At 52.3% G+C, this 19,594-nt stretch carries 10 protein-coding genes; 3 read left to right on the forward strand and 7 right to left on the reverse strand.

The annotated features are described in order from the left end of the window. Window positions 1–211 precede the first annotated feature (211 nt). Both IPN95_13925 and IPN95_13930 read left to right on the forward strand, forming a co-directional pair. Window positions 212–3,340: a gliding motility-associated C-terminal domain-containing protein gene (locus IPN95_13925; protein ID MBK9450472.1), complete on the forward strand. Its 3,129-nt coding sequence runs from the start codon at window positions 212–214 to the stop codon at window positions 3,338–3,340. A gap of 103 nt (window positions 3,341–3,443) precedes the next feature. After that, window positions 3,444–6,881: a TraB/GumN family protein gene (locus tag IPN95_13930; protein MBK9450473.1), complete on the forward strand. Its 3,438-nt coding sequence runs from the start codon at window positions 3,444–3,446 to the stop codon at window positions 6,879–6,881. A 226-nt stretch (window positions 6,882–7,107) separates the two neighbouring features. On the opposite strand, the gene IPN95_13935 is transcribed toward IPN95_13930, so the two are convergent. After that, complete coding sequence (locus IPN95_13935) at window positions 7,108–7,965, reverse strand: DMT family transporter (GenBank protein MBK9450474.1); 858 nt, start codon at window positions 7,963–7,965, stop codon at window positions 7,108–7,110. 51 nt (window positions 7,966–8,016) lie between these two features. Further along, entirely contained in the window at window positions 8,017–8,688 is a 672-nt protein-coding gene (locus tag IPN95_13940) for a nitroreductase family protein (GenBank protein ID MBK9450475.1), read from the reverse strand. 115 nt (window positions 8,689–8,803) lie between these two features. On the opposite strand from IPN95_13940, the gene IPN95_13945 reads away from it, so the two are divergent. Beyond that, a complete protein-coding gene (locus IPN95_13945; protein MBK9450476.1) occupies window positions 8,804–10,099 on the forward strand; it encodes a hypothetical protein in 1,296 nt (431 codons plus the stop codon). 93 nt (window positions 10,100–10,192) lie between these two features. On the opposite strand, the gene IPN95_13950 is transcribed toward IPN95_13945, so the two are convergent. The 5 genes from IPN95_13950 to IPN95_13970 all read right to left on the reverse strand — a co-directional run bounded on the left by IPN95_13950 (window position 10,193) and on the right by IPN95_13970 (window position 19,311). Then, window positions 10,193–10,957, reverse strand: a complete 765-nt coding sequence (locus IPN95_13950; GenBank protein MBK9450477.1) for an alpha/beta fold hydrolase — start codon at window positions 10,955–10,957, stop codon at window positions 10,193–10,195. A gap of 22 nt (window positions 10,958–10,979) precedes the next feature. Beyond that, window positions 10,980–13,187, reverse strand: coding sequence for a right-handed parallel beta-helix repeat-containing protein (locus tag IPN95_13955; protein MBK9450478.1), 2,208 nt, complete (start codon window positions 13,185–13,187; stop codon window positions 10,980–10,982). A 138-nt stretch (window positions 13,188–13,325) separates the two neighbouring features. Continuing rightward, entirely contained in the window at window positions 13,326–14,879 is a 1,554-nt protein-coding gene (locus IPN95_13960; protein ID MBK9450479.1) for a T9SS type A sorting domain-containing protein, read from the reverse strand. 28 nt (window positions 14,880–14,907) lie between these two features. Next, a complete protein-coding gene (locus IPN95_13965; GenBank protein MBK9450480.1) occupies window positions 14,908–15,666 on the reverse strand; it encodes a hypothetical protein in 759 nt (252 codons plus the stop codon). Window positions 15,667–15,882: 216 nt separating this feature from the next. Continuing rightward, on the reverse strand, window positions 15,883–19,311 hold the full coding sequence (locus tag IPN95_13970; GenBank protein MBK9450481.1) for a M4 family metallopeptidase: 3,429 nt from the start codon (window positions 19,309–19,311) through the stop codon (window positions 15,883–15,885). Between the last annotated feature and the right edge of the window lie 283 nt (window positions 19,312–19,594).

Here is a 19,594-nt window from a genome sequence, read left to right on the forward strand (position 1 = left end):
AAAAAAAGCGGATCGGGGTCGGATGCATTCTAAAAACAGACAGTCAGTAACCGGCCTTAACATTCGGTTAGGTCATGTTTTTAGTCCCGCCCATTGCCGTCAATGTGAATAAGAATTCACCTTAAAATACGGAAACTAAGTGCTAAATTGCCTTGTTTCTGATGTAGGTAATATGGTTCGTAGCAAAGTTTTATGGCTATTTGGAGTCCTGATGGTCTCTGGGTTCGGGGGTCTGTTTGGACAGATTCCAACCAATTGTTTTGAGATCGAAAGCATTTTGGTAGACGCTTGCGGGGTTGGAACACAAGAAGGACTGAACGAAATGGTCATCTTTCAAGTGGGGCCGACGGCACTCAACACCGCCAATTTATCCGTTGTTTGGCCCAATGGCACCAATCCTTGGACGGGCATTTGCCAGAATGCAGGTACTGCAGCCAAGGTCCTTGCCATCAACAATACCATCACGGGGTGCGGACGACTGATCGAACCCACGGGCGGCGTTTTGCCTGCCGGGAAAAGGGTTTTGCTTCTTGCCAGCGTCAGCGTAGATCAAACCTTGCACAGCTTTGTCAACCTCAACGATACCTTGATTGCCATTTTCCATTGCGCCAACAATACAGCGGGCAACTTTGCCAACGTCGGTGCGGGAATCCGGACCCTGACCATGAACTTCTCCCTTCCATTGGGTTGCACAGATGCAGTTTCCTACGACCGCGCCTTGCTCCCGGGCGGCAATGGTGCCACCGTCAACTATTGCTGGAACGGCAACGCCAGCTACGTCAACAACGGTTGCACAGCACCATTTGTCGTGATTGGAACAAATGCCGGGGCGCCACAAACAGTTTGCGCCGGTTCGACAGTAGCCTTGAATGGCACAGCCTCTTCCTGTAACCACCGCCTGCAATGGAGCGGTGGCACCGGCACGTTCAGCAACCCGAATTCAACCACGACAACCTATACGCCGGGACCTGGCGAGACGGGAACAGTCACGCTCAACCTCTCCCAATTCACGTCCTGCGATACCGCATTTAGCAGCGTGGCCATCACCTTCACGAATCCGCCCACCTACAGCCTTGGGCCTGACACTGCGTTTTGTGGCAGTTTCAGCTACCCGCTCGGCCCCGGAATCGCCGGCCAAACCTATGCCTGGAGCACGGGTGCTACGACACAAAACATCACCACGACAACACCCGGCACTTATGCCTTGACGCTCACGACGCCTGCCGGCTGCGTGGTTTCGGATACCGTCACCATCGGAGTCTCCACGATCAACGGTCTGGGATTGCCCGCCGACGATACCATTTGTACCACGGGAAACTTCTTCCTTTTCCCCTCCGTTGTAGGTTCAAACTACGTTTGGAGCAACGGCGCGACCTCGAATGCCATCAACATCAGCAGTCCCGGGATTTATTCCTTGACCCTCACCAGTCCAACGGGATGCGTCGGATTTGACAGCTTTCAATTGTACAATTACCCCGCGGTGATCGCGAATCTTGGCAATGATACCACGCTCTGCCCCGGCAACGCGCTGGTTTTGGATGCCGATCCGCTTGGGAACTCACCCGGCGCTTCGTTTGACTGGTCGACCGGGGCCACGACGCAAACGATTACGGTCTCCACGGCCGGCACCTATGCCGTGACCGTCACAAGTACTGAATTCTGCGTCGCCATCGATACCATTCAGGTGAATGTCAATTCCAATATCGCCATTCCGCTCGGCCCCGATACCACCATTTGTGCCGGAGCCTCCCTCCTGCTCGATGCCGGCGGTTCAGGACAATCCTATATTTGGTCCACAGGCGCTACTTCGCAGACCATCACTGCCAATACATCCGGCAGTTATGCGGTCACGGTGACCTTTGGCTTGAACTGCGCCGGTGCAGATACGATTAACTTGGTTGTCGTTCCCAATCCGACGGTGAATCTGGGAAATGATACGCTCTTTTGTTCGAATCTCGGCTTGACCTTGGACGCAGGCCCGGGGAATACTTATGCTTGGAGTACCGGCGCAACCTCCCAAACGATCAGTTTGAGCGCAGGCGGCACGTATTCGGTAACGGTCACCAATGCCGGCAACTGCAGCGCAGTCGATACCATTGTCGTAGCGAATGGCGTTGTCCCTCAGGTCAATCTCGGTCCCAACGTGCAGCTTTGCCCGGGTCAAAGCATCACCTTGGATGCTGGAACGCAAGCGACGACGTACTTGTGGAGCACCGGAGCCACATCCCAAACCATTGCCGTGAGTACATCCGGAACCTATTGGGCTGTCGTGACCACGGATTGCGGGACAGACTCTTCTGCCGTCACCATCAATGTATTGCCTGTGGCTTCAGTTGATGCAGGTCCCGACGACACGCTGTGCGCGGGTGCTTCGCTACCATTATCCGGAGCGGTGGCCACCGCGGGCACATTGCAATGGTCCTCCGCGAGCGGCAGCTTTGACAATTCATCGCTCCTCAATCCTGTCTATCAAGCCGATTCGAATGCAGGCGGACCCGTGCAACTGATCCTCACCCTTACCGACAGTTGCGGGACCTATTCCGATACCTTGACTTTGGAAATCATTCCGCGATTGTCAATGACGTTTTTCCTGCCGGATTCTGTTTGCTACAACACGCAGATTCAAATCAGCTATGTCGGCAATGCAGATTCTGTGCATTGGCAAGGTCCCGGAATTTTTAACACATTCAACAGCAATCCGACGGTGTATGACCCCAATGGTGGCCAATCCGGAACGATTAACCTGACGGCAACGGCCTTTGGCCAATGCGGAACCGAGGTTTTTCCCTTGAGCTATTATTCAGAGGATACCGTGATTGCCGACTTTGGATGGACGCCCGCATTGGTTTATCCTGGCACTTATGTGCAGTTTACCAATGGCACCACGCCCATCAACCTTCCTGTCCATTGGCATTTTGGGGATAGCTTTTACTCCGTGGAAGCCGATCCAATGCACCGATTTTATACCGAGGGCACCTACCAAGTCGAATTGATCGCTTACGGGGCCAATGGCTGCAATGATACCACCGTGATTCCGTTGATCGTTTCGCCCGTCGATACCCTCATTCCCAATGTCTTTTCGCCGAATGGAGATGGCATCAACGATTATTTCGACATCTTTAATCAGCATGAACCACCCACCGAAAGATTCAGCCTTGGAATTTTTGACCGTTGGGGACACCAAGTGTTTTCCACGCAAAATCCGATGGACCGCTGGGACGGCACGGTTGGAGGAGGCGGCAGCCCGGTTCCGGATGGTGTCTATTATTATGTGATCGAAATGAAATTCCTCAAAGGAAAGGTGATCAACTATGCCGGTCCGGTGACCGTTTTGCGCTAGCTTCCCTCCGAAATTCCTTCACAATCCGTTTGAACCAAATTCGATGGAATTGGGTTAGATTTGAATTGTATCTTCAAATTCAAACGCTGCTTTGGGAACAAGGATGAAAACCATAACGCTTCTCACGCTGCTGATGGTGGGTTTGCTTGCAAAAGCGCAACCTCCGCAGCCAGAAAACTACAAACTGCTCTGGGAAATCACAGGCGGCAATTCGGCCCAACCCTCCTATCTTTTCGGGACCATGCACGTCACCGACAGCAGGGTATTTGGCATGCCGGACTCCGTCTTGATCGCGATCCAAAACAGCCCCGGTTTTGCCCTGGAAATTGATTTTGATGCTGCGGGTTATCAGATGTTGGAATACATGTATTCGCAGCATGGGAGCGACATCTTTGACGAATCCCATTGGTCAAGCAAAGCCAAAGCCTGGGACGGAGATGCTCCCAAGGCTGATCCCGCCGAACTTTTTAAACTACTGGACCGGGAAGGAGACCAAACCGCAGAAGCCACCTTTCTCGATGCCTTTTTGTACCGCGTTGCGCGGGAAAACGGGAAAGTCATCACGGGTCTGGAAGGCATCGTGGATCAACTCGCCCTGCTCACCGGGCAAGACATGACGCCTGCGCCCACCGAAAGCGGGCAACCGCGCACGAGCAAACGCTTGCGCCTGAGCGAGATGATCAGCGTCTATGAAAAGGGCGACATCGACCGCATCGACGAATTGGTGAACAAAGGCGGGACGAGCCAATTTTTCAAGGAGGAAGTGATCATTCGACGCAATCATGGGATGGCCTTGCGGGCAGACAGCCTGATGCGCATTCGGCCGACGTTTTTTGGTGTGGGTGCTGCGCATTTACCGGGCAAGGAAGGGGTAATCGCGCTCTTGCGGGAAGCAGGCTACAAATTGCGTCCCGTGATGGCCACCTATTCCGGACTCAACCGCAAGCTTTTGGACCAACCGTATGAACCCCGATGGTCCACCTTCAAACGCGAAGGCGACGGCTATCAAATCTCCGTCCCGACAAGGCCTTTTGGCATGGACATCCTCGACGGAAAGCTCAAAATGTACCTCGGAATGGACTTCCCGGGCGGCATTGTCTACTGCTTCTATGCGATGAGCCTGCCGGGAGATTTGGTCGACAGCAAGATGGATGAGATCGGGAAAGCCATGATCAAAGGATTTGGCAGCCACGGCATCGACGAAGACGCGACCAAGGACATCACCCGCAAATCGCTCAAGGGCAAAGAATATGTCGTGAGAAAAAGCGGAGAATCCCTGCGCATCCAAACGCTGTTTGGAAACGGGAAAATGTACATGCTCCTGCTCGGAAACAGCGAAAAAGTCATTTTTTCCGATGCTGCCGAACAATGGTTCAATTCGTTGGAGATATTTGACCCGATCAAACTCTCGCAACAAACTCCGCAATTGCGTACCGACAAGGTCAATGGATTTGCATTGGAATTTCCAGGAGAACCCGACTACCTGACTTTGAACTCCGAAAGTTTCACGACCGGCGGTGAAAACACGCCTTACAACTATTACGAAGTCATCGACAATCCCAACCGGCAGCGGATGGTGATGCTCACGGAAGATTTTGAGGATTGGTATGCCGTCGGAACCTTGGAGAGCAGGATGCCGGATTGCATTTTGTACTATGCCGGCGCTGAATTGGAGCCGGAAGGTGATTTTTTGCCGGTTGTCACAGACGGCGTGCGCGGACTCGAAGGCACCTATTTGGGGAAATCCGGACTGAAATACCGCATTCGATGCTATTTGCGACTCAATCGGCTGTATCTCCTTGGAATGACCATGCCCGAAGAGGATGCAGACAGCGCCGTGGTGGACCGTGTTTTTAACTCTCTGCATTTTTTGACGCCACCCCAACCGCAATTCACAACTGAATTTCTGCAGGCAGACCAATTTGTCGCGAAATTTCCGGGAAGGCCGACCAAAATCGAGCGTTACGGCGTTGCAAGTGAACTCATTGGAATGGTGGATTCGATCAGTTCGCAGCATTTCCATGATCCCGTCAGCTCCTTGAATACGCAGGTGACTGCCTCGAAAATCTGGCGATTTTATTCGGGAACCGACCAACAGCTCCTGAAAGCAGCCATGACCACAACGGAAATCGAAAATGGAACATTGGTACGTGAAGAAGCCTTCGAAAATGGGCTTTGGAATGCGAAGGAACTGGTTTTGATGAGCTATGACAGCACAATGCTCGACCACCGCCGCTGGATTGTGGCCGGTGACTACCTGCTTGAAGGCCGAATTCATACGAGCAACGATGAGGCCGGCAAAGCCTCCGCCAAGGAATTTTTCCAGCATTTTCAGCCGCGCGTGCCGCTCGCAACGACAGGAAAAACCAAAGACTTGCACCATACGCCCAAGTTGGCCTTGATTTTTGCGCTCATGGACGAAGGCGATGAGGATACGACGCTGTTTAATTTTGGCAGTTTCTTGGTCTTCGGCAACTACAAGCTGCTTCCCGAGGAGTATCCGCTGATTTTGGACAGCATCCGAAGCGGAATCGATACCCTGCCCTTTTCCTTGGACGATCAATTGATTCAGCTCCTCCTCAAAACCGACGATTCCACGCTGTTTTCCTCGATTCAGGAACTTTACTACTTCCTTCCCGAAAACAATCCGAATCGCATGCAAATTGTCGGAAGCCTCCTCGAGCGCACGTGGCCGGGCGCAGGTGCTTGGGCGCTCGCACGCCTGCACGATTCACCCAATCCGCTTACCTTCGGCCAACAAACCTTCCAATGGCGCGATTACCTCGAGCAGGATTCAGATTACGTGCGGTTGAAGTCTGTCGAATTTCTGCTCGACCAACCCGAATTTGCCACGAAACTCGCGGCTGGGATGGTCGAAGTGGCAGATCAAGATGACATTGACTATACCGCCTATTCCGGCAAATTCCTCCAGATTTTGAGCGACGCCATTACCGGTTTCGACCCCAAAGACGAAGAAAACTGGTCTGTGGAATACCAAATGCTCACGCTGATCCGCTTTTTGGCAGCAAATGATGTGGGAGGTTGGGAGGCGTTGGCACATCGGGCCTTGCAACTCGATGCCGATTACCTTCCCGGCTCCGTGTTTGTGATCTTGGCAGACAACGGTATCCGGCCTACAAGCAAGGAATGCAAACTGGTCTTGCAATCCCGTTATAGCCGGGAATCGGCGGTTTTTTGGGCTTTGGAAAACGAACGGTTGGACATACTACCCGCCAAATACCGAAAGCATGATTTTATCGCCGAGGTCGCATTGGACTATGCTTTGGAAGAATATCCCGACCAAGTCGAGCTCGTTGAAAAGCGCAGGGTGATCTACCTGGGAGAGGCACAATGGCTTTACGTGTACAAGTTTGCCTTCGAAGGAGAAACGGACTGGACCCTCGGTTTTAGCGGCCCCTTCCCCATCGATGGCGAATTGGAACAAAGCTATTTTGACCTTGCAGGCAGCAATTGGGAGGAATTCCACCCCAATTCATACCAAAGAAAAACCAAAGCCTGGGTCAAGGAAAGCGAAAAGTGATAAGTGAAAAGTGAAAAGTGGGATTTGTTTAGTGGAGAGTTGAAAGATGAGAGTGGAGAGTTAAAAAATTAGCAGCGTGTTTTTCTTTGTGCCTTTGTGTCTTTGTGGCCTAAAATACAGCGCCTAACTTGGAGTCTTGGTGGCCAAATCCAGGGGGGCGGGGCTTGGTGTCTTGGTGCCTTGGTGGCCAAATCTCGGAATCTCTCAGTTTACGCTTTGATCTCGGCTATTCTCTGACAAATACATTCAATAACACCCCCAGCAAAACCAAGAAAATCCCTGCCGCAGCCCAGATGCCATAGGTTTCACCGAACAAAAAATAACCGAAGATCAGCCCGAATATCATTCCTAAATAACTCATGGAAGACACCACATTCGCCTTTTCAAGGTGCAAGGACAGCGTCATGAATATCTGCCCCAACTGCGCAAATACCCCCATCACGACGATCCAAAGCCAATCTTCCAAGGTATGTTGCTCAAAAATGAACTCCGATACGCCGATATGCCGCCACTGATACCACATCAACAATCCGGCGACAGGCAGGGTCACGAGCGGAAAATAGAACACCACCACCAATGGATGATCGGTGTCCTTGAGGGAGCGCACGGTGGTATAGGCGAAGGCCGACAAAATGCAGGATGCAATGCCAATAGACAAATAGAGAATCGACACCCGCGGATCAAAGCCTTTGATCATCACGACCCCGGCAAAGGCCATCGCCAACCAGACCCATTGCAGCGGACGCATCGGTTCCTTGAGCAAAAAAATCCCCAGAATCGCCACAAAAACGGGCGACATGTATTGAATGACCAAGGCCGTGGCCATCGGCATGTTTTGCAAGGTCGCGATAAACATGCTCAGGGCACCAAATCCGAAGACGCCGCGCAAAATCAGCAAGCCTTTGCGGTTGCCCCAAGCGGGAATGCCCTTGACGCGCAGCGTCGTGTATGCGATCGAGGCGGCAATCAGCGCCCTGAAAAACACCAATTCGAAAGTCGGAAGATGGGCCACGTATTTGATCGCCACATTCATGACGGCAAAAAAGACCACTGCAAGGCCCATATAGGCCACTCCCTTGTTCATGGCTGCGATTTAGGGAAAATTCGGGGGCCGTTGCGACTTCCTCGAAAATATTCAGCGATACGTCACACAAATCTCCTCCAACGCCTTCCGCTGAATGTCGGGCACGGTCGCATCCTCCGCTGCATATCCGACAGGAATCAACAAAAACGGCCGCTCATTGTCGGGCCGTCCCAGGATTTTGGTCAGGAAGTCCATCGGACTCGGCGTATGCGTCAGCGCCACCAATCCCGCGTTGTGAATCGCCGCAAGCAGCATCCCGCAAGCCAAGCCCACCGACTCTTGCACGTAGTAGTTCTTGTGCTTTTGCGCCCCATCGAATTCGAAATTGCGCTTGAAAACCACGATCAGCCAAGGCGCGATCTCCAAAAACGGCTTCCGCCAATCTGTCCCCAAAGGTGCCAAGTCGCGCAGCCATTCTTCGGTCATCCGCCCGTTGTAGCTTGCAAATTCCTCCTCTTCTGCTGCGATGCGAATCTGTCGTTTCAGCTCCGGATTCCCCACAAGGCAAAACGTCCATGGTTGTTTGTTGGCTCCTGAAGGTGCAGTGCCTGCCGTCAGAATCAATGTCTGCATCAAATCTTCTGGAACCGCCCGATCGTTAAAAAAGCGTAAACTCCGTCGGGAATTCAGCAAGGCATAAAAAGAATCTGCCCGCGCAGCCATTTCATTTTCAGGATATTGCTGCGGATCGTAAGGGATATGTGGGAATTCAAAATCTGCCATCGACCTAGGTATTTTGTCCCAAGTTAATGCGAGGCGCAATAATTCGGAAAATATTTTCGTTCGGCTTGGGTTACCTCTCCCGTGAATGCGGTATCAACACCAAAATCTAAAGATTATGAAAAAGACAACACTCAAAAATTTACGCAGCACATTGCTCCTCGCCCTCCTCGCGGTCCTTACTTTCTCCTGCCAATCACCTACCAATTCCACTGAAACATCCGCATCCTCCGACACGCCGATCAACCTTACGGCGATGATGGCGCCCTTTACGCCCAAAACGCAAACATTTACGGTTTCCGGCAAAAAGCCCTCCATCGTCACAGGCAAGGCAGGCACCAAAATCCATGTCGAACCCAACAACCTGACCATGCCCGATGGCAGCCCGATCCAAGGCGATATCCAAGTCAACCTTATCGAATGCACCAAAAAATCCGAGCTCCTTGGGGCGGGATTGCAGACGGTTTCTGATGGCAAATTGCTCGAATCCGGCGGATCGTACTTCATTGACATGGAGGCCAATGGGCAAAAACTCGCCATCAAGGATGGCAAATCCGTCAATGTCGAATTCCCCAAAATCACCGACAAAAACATGGAACTTTTTTATGGTCAGAAAGACGAAACGGGTCAAATGAATTGGGATGCGGCGGATGTGGATTTCAGGAATGCCAAATCTCAGCCCAATCGCACTCCAATGAGCGATTCATCGACAACCACCTTTTCGGTGCAAAGCGATACGATTTACGGGTATGTTTCCGGCAAAGACACCATTCGCAGCAGCAATATTGATGACATTTTGGCCTATATGGAAGCAGAGGATGGCGGAAAACCTGCCGTCAATTCTTCAAAATCAACGCTAAAAAAGGGTCGGACAACGAAAAAAGAACAATCCGACAATTCGCTTGCAGAACGGAATCGCCAAAATGTATTGTCGATGAAAAACCGTCGGACGGAAAGTGAAAAAGCCGAAAAAGAAAAGGCAGCATTGGCCGAATTAGAGCGAATTGAGGACGAACGCGACCGTCAAACAACTGAACGATTCGCGCAACTCTACAACGCTGTTGACATCAAAAATTTTGGATGGATCAATTGCGATCGATTTTACAATTCACCCGACGTAGCTCCCGTGATCGTGCAACTTCCCGAAAACATCACCTCCGCCCTTGTTTACATTGCCTTTAGCGATATCAATTCCATCTTGTCACTCAACTATTACGATGGAATGGAAGCCGTGGAAAGCCAAAACATTCCTGTCGGGCAGCAAATTGAAGTGATGGCCATGACCCAAGGAAAAAATGCGACGGATTACGAATTTGCACGCACTACAATTACGGTTGGATCGGACAATGTCGTTGCATTGGAACCCAAGCCAACGCCCAAAGATGAAATCCAACGGCAATTTGACTCGATTTGATTGCTAAATCTCGCCACGAAGACACAAAGGCACGAAGAGAAGTTAGTTATTTTTCTTCGTGCCTTCGTGTCTTTGTGTCTTCGTGGCAAAATCTCACTTCAGAAACCGCATCGTCTTCTCAAAAAAGGCATCCGGTGCCTCGGCGTGCAGCCAATGGCCCACACCGGGAATCGTATCAAATTCAGCATGTGGAAAAACCTTCCGAATCGCAGGGAAATCGGCATCCAAAACATAATCAGACTTTCCACCACGGATAAACAGGGTTGGGACATCGATCGGATGCGGGGAAACGATCCCCTCCAAAATATTGGTGTAATCGCGGTGCAAAACCTTCAGGTTAAATTTCCATTCGAATCCGCCATCGGCACGGCGATCAAGGTTCTTGAGCAGGAATTGCCGCACGCCAAAATCGGGAATGCGGACCGCCAACCATTCGTCGGCCACTTTGCGCTCCTTGATCTCGTCAAACGGAAAGGCCCACAAGGCCTCGATGATCTCAGTATGTCGGAAATCATTGGCAGCGATGCCCATGTCGGCCACCACCATCTTCTCGACCATGTGTTCGTTGTCTACAGCAAATTGCATCACCGTCTTCCCTCCCATCGAATGCCCGATCAGGTTGGCGGTGTACATGCCTTGCTGCTCCATGAACTCCTTCAAGTCATCCGCCATGTTTGCATAAGAATGTGGCTCCTCCGAATGCGGCGATTTCCCGTGGTTGCGCTGATCGACGATGAACACGCTGAAATGTTCGGCATACAACTTGGCCAAGCCCTGCCAATTGTCCAACGAACCAAACAAACCATGCAAAATGATCAATGCCGGACCGGATCCAAACGATTTGAAATTGAGCTCCATGCCGCAAAGTTAACCCAAAGTCCTATTGCCGCACAATCCGAAGAATTTGACGTGTTTTCCCCTGCAATTCAACCAAGTACATCCCATTTGGCAAATCCGAAAGGCTGATCACCTGCTCCGTTGCAATGATCTTCCCGCTTCCAAACTCCTGTCCGACCATGTTGAGCAAGCGGTAGTGCGCGCCGAGCCAGTTGGACTCAACCCGTACGATAACATCGCCAGAGGTAGGATTGGGATAGGCAATGAAACGCCCCGAAACAGGATCCGGCGCCGCAGTCGGATTGCACAAAGTCATCGTATTGATCAATAGCCGCGAAGTAAAGGGCTCCAACGTGAACGTCCCACAGACCAAATTGCTGTCCAAATCGAAGTGAAGCGAATCCAGCAAATCCACCGTGGCTACGGTATCGGTCGCGTTGATGAAGAGTCGCGAATCATCCGTCGGCAGGGTCCAATTGACAAAACTGCTCCGCGTGGTGGCATCGTAACCTGTGGTCGATTGCCAAGTCGGAAAATCATAATAAACATCCCCGCCGTTTACCTTGCGCAAACCGTAATGGTTGGCATTATAGGGCTGGAAATAGACATTCGAATCGATATTTCCCGTTTGATAGAGGTTGGTCCAGTCGATTTGATAGACAATAACGGCATCCGGATCGCGGGCAAAGAAAGTGTTTCCGCGAATCGTCATGTTGTTGAGGGTGTCATTAATGGCGCGCGTTCCATTGAGCTCGAGGGAGCGCTCGGCCCCATAAACGATGTTGCCCTCCAAGGTATTGTGGTGATTGCCAGAATTCTGGAATATGCCCCTTTCCGCCGAACCGGTGATGGTATTGTCGATCACCTGCGTATTGTTGACTGCGAAGTCAAAGTAAATGCCGGGGGTCCTGAAATCAGCCTGCGCGGTGCCCTCGCGGTTGCCGGGGCGCGCGTACACGATGTTGTTGCGGAAAATATTGTGGTGGCTTGCCTGCCCATAACTCTTGAGCGCAGCGCCGTCATTGCAGAGCAACATGGCATTCCGCACGACATTGCGCTCGATGACGTTGTGGTCGCCATCCGCCGAAATGCCGCAATAACCCGTGCTGTCGATGTCGTTGTGGTGGATGTGGCAACTGTCGACAAAGGCCAGCAAAATCGCAGAAAGGTTGATCTCCTGACCGATTCCGCTGTTGCGGAACTCCCCGATGTTGCGAAAGGTATTGTGGTGGATCGTGTCGTTGCTTCCTTGCCCGTCGATCAACACCGCGATACCGTCGATTTGCCCGAAAAAGTTGTTGCTGATCTCGTCATATTCGCCCCGGTCCTGAATGCCGTGCTTGTATTGACGGGTAAAATCGCAGCCGTTTATCCGGTTGAACTTGCAGCTTGCATTGGGAATGTAAATCCCATGGCTTCCCTGCTTGTCAAAGGCTAAGCCATCCACCGTCACAAAACAGACATCGTTCCCGAATTGCATCCCAAAATCACGGACCGTAACCTCGCATTCCGCCGAATTCGGGTCGATGCCGCTACCCGGGAAATAATACAGCTTGTCCGTCACCCCGTTGTAATACCATTCGCGAATCGTGTCGAGGTGGTGGTAATCGCCGTAAAGAAAGTAACCGTAATTGCGCAAAGCACCCAATTCGACCGTGTCTTGATACCAAAGCGTATCGGCACTGACGTAGTCAATCGGGGATTTTTCCCAGGCCCATTGCGCGGTATGCACGCAGACCGAAGCCGCATCGAGGTAATTCGGATTCACGGTCGGCAGATTGTTGTCGAGCAAATAATGGGTTTCCCCCGAATCACAACGCAAATACTGATGTTCATTGGGATAACGGGCGATGATTTGCTCTGCATCGTTCACAAAAAAATTGCGGACCGAGGCGGCGACGGTGGCAATGAAGGTATCCCCTGCTTGCGTCCACAAGGGCACATCCGAAGCGCCCGTGATGACCGGCTTGCTACCGCTCCCGTAGGCATTGAATACCACACGCCCCGCAGGGCTGCCCCCGATATTGATGAGAATGCCACCTTCAAACACATCGCCGGCCTTGAAGGAGACGGTGTCATTCGGCAAATAATTGCTCGCCAATTGGCTGTTCAGGTAGCTGATCGTCTTCCAGGCTGTGGCCGGAGACGTACCCAAAGCGGCGTCGCTCCCGGTTGCCGAAAGGTAATAATGCCGCTGACTCATTGCAGCAAATGGCAGGCAAAGCAGTAAAATCCAGACTAAATTTCTCATACCCAATTCGATTGACGTTTCGCCAATGACCGATTCATCGCCACGACGTTTAAATCATCCCGAAAAATTTACACTTTTTTGCGGGATTGACATGGCAAACGGTGAAAATACTTCGGGATTGGGCAATGCCCCGACTGCTTATTCCTTGACGAACTTCTGCACTGCAGACTGTCCTCCAGCGGTGAGTTCGAGCATATACACGCCTGGAGTGAGACTGCTGACTTGCGGAATCTCCACGGTATTCGCGGCATCCACAGAACCGGAAGCGACCAAACGGCCCGCCAAATCCAGAATTCGGAAGTCGACCGCCGAAGTATTTCCTGAAAGTCCCACAATCACTGCTTCGAGTCGATCCTTAACCGGATTGGGATTGATGCCAAAGCCAAGACCTTGCACGTTGCTGCCCGCAACGGCAAGCACCTCCGACAGGCGGCCGTTACCATCCGAGTCGACTTGGCGCAAACGGTAAAAGCTCATTTCATTGCTGGGGTTGATGTCCTGAAAGGCATAAGCATGGGCTTCGTCGGTCGTACCGTTGCCGCGCACAAAGCCGACAGTGGCAAAATCCGTTTCCGAAGAGATCCGACGCTGCACTTCAAAGCCGGTGTTCTGGGATTCGGCAGCCGTTTCCCAATTCAGGTTCACATATTGGCTGTTCAACCGATTGGCAGCAAAGCTGTTGTACAACACCGGAAACGGAGGCAAAATATAGCCGCAACCCGTGAGGAAGTTGGTGATTTGGGTCAATTCGCCCATCGTATAGCCCATATTGATGCCAGCCTGCCGGAAAGCGATCGCAGCATCCTGCTGATTGGTCGTCGAATTGGTCAACATCAGTCCTTCCAAAAATGCCATGTCGGTTTTCGTCCTGCCGATGGCATTGTAAATCTTCATCAAACAGGTGGCCCAAATCTGTCCGTCGGTATGGATCTGTCCGACCAATCCGCCCGGATACAAAGCCCCATAATTGGTCGTTCTGCCGCCCCAGAATGGATTGTGTCCGTCCCAGCTGAAGACATAATGGTAGGCCGGTTGCAAGATCGTCCACTGATTTTTGCTGCGGCTGTAGCTTTGTGCCCAATAGTCACCGCAACCTTCGCTCAGGCCATTCACCTGCGACAATGATCCGGACGTCGCCCAGTCATGCAGACCATGACCCAATTCGTGGAGGATCACGTCGCTGTCTTCGGCATCGTCGACACCGCCTTCACCAAACGCGATCCGGCCCGTGGAACCGATATAATGCGAATTGTCGGCGCCGCTCAGTCCGGAGGGATCAAACCGAATGCCGCCCGCATATTGAAAAGGCATCAGCGAAATCCCAAGGGTCGTATTGATGTAGCGCAGGGATTGATCCAGAAACCAGTAGGTATTGACGGCTTCGAATCCATCTGCGTTGCGATCAAAGGTAAATGCCGAACTCGCCTGCGTAAACAGGCCCTTGGCGGGTGCTTCGAAATCCAGAATCTGCGCATAAGGGCCGACCAAGCTGTGAACGCCGGCATTGAACGTAATATCCGGCAACACCTTGTTCTGCAATTGCGCCGTCAAAACGGCTGCATTCGCGTCGCTGCCGTCCACATAAGCGCCACCATAAGCCACGCCCGCCGAACTCAACGGATCCGCGTCAAAGGTATTGCCACTGCCATTGACGACAGCAGGAAGCGGCAGGTAGGGCGCGAGCAACGGCAAGGGGTCGTTATCTTCCGCGTTGCCAACCCTATCGGCACGCGGTGTTTGGGTTTGGCAACGCTACTTGCACACTATCATTTTTCACCGACCGACGGTGTGCATGGTGATAGCAACTCACATCCTGACATTTGAAAACTTCGCCCGTCTGCGCATCGACCAGGGATTCCCAATCGCCGTAGGGCTCCTGCCCTGCCAAACGAATGTTCCACGCCAAGCGCGTGGTGTTGTGAAACTGATAGATCACCAACCGTGTCTGATCAAAATCCAGATTCCCCTGCAATCCAATGCGGCCAAGCACGGTGTTTCTGGCGGATTCTCCGCTCACCGCGGTGCTCACGCTGAAGCCCTGCGGAATCTGCTTGTAGCCGATCAGCACAAACGTGATGTATCCGTCCGGGGAAATGTTGAGGACCGTTTCTGTGTTGTAGATCTGCACGCCTTGGTACCATTGGGTGAAGCGCAAGGTGGTGCCAGCCAAGCTTGTGCGGGAATTGCGGAGTACCAAATCGGAAAGGTTGGCGTCAGCGAAGCCGAGCATTTCCCGGCGGTCTTTCAAGAAAAGCCGTGCTGCGGTCTCGGGGTCGGTGCTGCGGGCGCGTTCGCGCAGGTTGTAGAGGGCCAAGGGCTTACCGGTCCATTGGCTCATGCGCATGTCGTCGCGCATGTAAAACGGCTCCTCGCCTTCCAATTTGATTTCGAAGGGACGCGGCGCCTGTGGTTTCTGCGCAAATCCCAATCCGTTGGCCATTGCCAACAACAATCCCAAGAGGTAAATCTTGTGTTTCATACCATTACCGATTGAATACGACTCTCTCCTACAGATACAAAAATGCGGATTTCTGTAGCCATTTCAAAGCTGTTTTCCACAGGTCTGTCGACGCCAATAGACGCCCTTACAACGCCAAAACACCAAGCGAGACAAGCATCACTTGGTGTTTGGATAACCTATTGGCGAATCTAGCTTTGCCGATTTGCGTTTTCGTGGCAAAAACGCAGATCAACACTATTCCAGCACCACCTTTTTCACCAGCGTACCGCCGGCGGTTTCGATGCGAACGAAATACATGCCCTTGGCAAATGCTGCCATGTCCAGCACACGCTCCAAATGGTCGGTAGCTTCCATGTTTTCGCTGTACACCTTCTGTCCGACGGCATTCAACACCGTCATCTTCAAGGCACTTGCAGCAGGCAGTTTCAAACTCAGATGCACGAGATCGCTCGCTGGATTCGGCCACAATTGCATCAGCATTGCGGTCGCAGGGGTATTGCCGACGACATCGATGTAGATGTTTTGCGTGTACACATCGTCGCAGTCTTGCGCATTGCTCGCCCGTAACGTGACCAGGTACACGCCCGAGGCGGCATAGGTATGTGTCGGATTTTGCAACAGCGACGTTCCGCCGTCGCCAAAGTCCCATGACCATCCGGTGGCATTGGTGCTTTGGTCGGTGAAGCTCACCGGCGTGCCGCTTGTGGCGGAAGTCGGAGCGGTAAATTGTGCATTCGGACCCGTCATCGAACCAGAAGAAGTCCATGTCGCTTCAAAGCCAGCCAATGTAACACTCATGTCTGACAACAATTCGATCGTCAAGGCTCCGCCGCTCGCGACAAACGGCAAGCCGTTGTTGGGCAGGGCATTACCGGTAAACGTACCCATCAATGGCGCCAAATTGTTGTTGCCGTCATAGACATTGACGTAGTCCCATCCGGTTTCCAAGTCAAAGGCCGTGAAGCTCAACGACAGTTGTGTCGCGCCGGGAGGGGCAAGCACTGAATAGCCCGTGGCATTGTCCGTGTAAGGGCCGGTTCCGCCGTCATCCATCAACACACCGCCGCAAGTGGAAATGAAGGTTACGCCCGTCACCGGAACCGTTTGAATCTGACAGTTCGGCGAATTCGGATCATACGTCACACAGTTATTGCAGACAAATGTGTCACAGCCAATGGAATTACAGGCGATCAGCGTCACGGTGTATGTGCCGGGCGTCGTATAATTGTGCACGGGATTGGATTGGGTGGATGTGCCGCCATCGCCAAAGTTCCAGCTCCAGGTGCTCGGATGGTTGGTGCTCATATCCGTAAAGGCCACGTTGCCGCCGCAAGTTGTCGACGGGTTGCTGAAGTTGGCCGTAGGGGCTGTCGTCGCAAGGAAACATTCGAAGTCAACGTCAAAACCTGACAAAACCACGCTCGCATCCGAAGTAAATACCAGCGTAATGCTGCCGCCTGTGCTTGTGATTGTGCCCCCGTTGGGCGGAGTAAGTCCTGAGAAGGCACCAATCAACGGACTTGAGGTATTGGGACCGTCATAAATCGTCAAATAGTCATAAAAATCCTCCAATTCAAAGGAATTGAACGTGAGCACAATATAGTCAGCCAGGGGTGGCGCGATCACGATTTCGGTATTCGCATTGTCCATATAGTTTCCAAATCCACCTGGATCGAGCACGTTGCCGATGCAATAATTGAGTGTAGTCGAACCCGTCTGTGGCAAGGTGACCGAACAGGCCAAATTGGTGTCCAGGTTCACGTAGTTGGGCATCGTGATCGAGTCTTTGACGCCCGTACAACCCGTAACAACCAGTTTTGGCGAATAGCTTCCCAAGGCGGTATAGGTATGGGTCGGATTGGCCAATGTGCTCGTGCCGCCATCTCCAAAATACCATTTGTAGCTCACGCTGCCGTTGCTGCTGTTGCTGAAGCTCACCGTTGCAGGAGCATTGCAGAAGTTATGGGGTTGCGCACCAAAATTGGCAACCGGCAAGTTGGTAAATTCAGGTCCAACCCCTACAGCATACCAAGCATTCGCAGTTTGAATCATCTCCGGCGTGCAAGCCCCGTAAAGGTCGGTGGCGGATTGTATGGCATAAAACCGCGCGTCGCTGTAATCCGAACTCGGCGTCAAATAGACGGTATTGTTGCGGAAAGCAATTGCCTCTGCCTTGGTATAGCCAAGTCCGGCGACGGAATAGGCATCACCCAGCGCATTGACAGCGGTGTCCCCGGCAGTGAGGATGTAAAACCAGTGGTTTTGAACGCCGCTGTTGGTGTGGACATCCGCCCCGGGAAACCAAAATGCATCCCCATAACAACCCGGATTCTGGAAAATGGTCGGATCAGACATACTGCGAATGCCAGCACCACCGGTACATTCTGGTCCGATCAGCCAACTTGTATTGCTTGGACGGGCGTAATGCTCGACCGCTTTACCAAAAATATCGGAGAAGCTTTCGTTCAAGGCGCCCGATTCATCCGCATAAATCAAACTGGATGAAAACTCCGTGACACCATGCGTAATCTCATGCGCGCAAACGTCATAGGTGGTCAAAGCACTCGTAAAGAAGCTGCCGTCACCGTCGCCGTAGGTCATCCGTGTACCATCCCAAAATGCATTCCCAAAGGCAACGTCATAGTGGATATAACTCAACAACGGGGAGTTCAAATCATCATAACTGTCCCAGCCATACAACAAATGATAATAATCAAACGTTGCCTCGGCTCCAATATGCGCATCCGTCGCGCATTCGTCTTGGGCGGGATTGACATTGTTCCAGACGTTGTTGGCATCGGTAAAGTCCACAGCGAGGTTATAGTCGGTTCCCGTTTGGCAATTCAGCGTCTGGATGCCCCCTCCCCTGCCGGTTTCGCGGAGGCGGAAGTTGTTGCCGGAAACTTGGTCCACGGTCAAAGGCAAGGTTCCGCTGTATTTGGTTTGAGCCGAACCCACGACATCGGCGGTATGGATGCGGTTGAGCGAATGGATCACTTGCCCATTCGTGGCATCGACAAACAGCCATTGGCGGCTGAGGGGCTTGGTGGCATACACGTCAAATTTCCAAGCCAGGGTAAAATTGCCGGTGCGGTATTTGCCGTTACGCGGTGCAAATACCAACTCGCCTTTTGGGAGACTGCTGAGGCGGTTTTCTTCGAATCGGGACCGCATGCCGCCGCTTTCCCAGAGGTATTTTTCTGCATTCACATGCCCAAGGGCGGCTGTGAGTGCTTGGTTTTCAGTCAAAGCCGGCGTAGTCGACTTGGCCTTGACGCCATAAATGTCCCCGTTGAGCGCGATGAGGCGACCTGCCTGTTCGTGAAGCACGAGAATTGCCCCTTCAACCGGAATGCCATCGACGACGACTTGCATCCGACGGTGCATCATGCCCAAGTTGTCTTCGTAGGAGGAAACCTGTTTGAAGGTCGTCACGCCGCTGAATTCCGGCATCCACGGCTTGCGTTTAGCGAGCAATTGATCGAGGCTCGCAGGCCCATTTTCGCCGAATCGGATGTACTGAAGCTGTTTGGTTCGCTCGGAATACCGCACAGCCTCGGCACCCTGCACCACCTTGGCCGCCGCCGGACCGGTGAGATACTGGGCATGAAGCGATAACGATGCAAAAGAGAGCAGGAAAGCGAGGAGGAGGAACTTTCTCATGAAATGATCTTTAATCCAAAAAAATGGTCTTCGAATGCACATTGGGGCATTCAGAAGGAAAGGTAGACAAAAGCAGAAGCAACACCAAACCGCAAGGCGACCGACCTGCAGATGTGTCGGGAATTGGCAGTGTCGATTTTTGCTTTGGGGGATCAGGCCAAAATACCCTGAATGACTCTCTCAGCGCACATCGGAGACTTGTTGGAGCCTCGAATGACTTTGTGAGGTCCCTTGAGGGACTCTGAGTCATCTGAATGACCTCTGTTAGTCCTCGAATGACTTC

Source organism: Bacteroidota bacterium, from assembly GCA_016718825.1.
Taxonomy (GTDB): Bacteria; Bacteroidota; Bacteroidia; order J057; family JADKCL01; genus JADKCL01.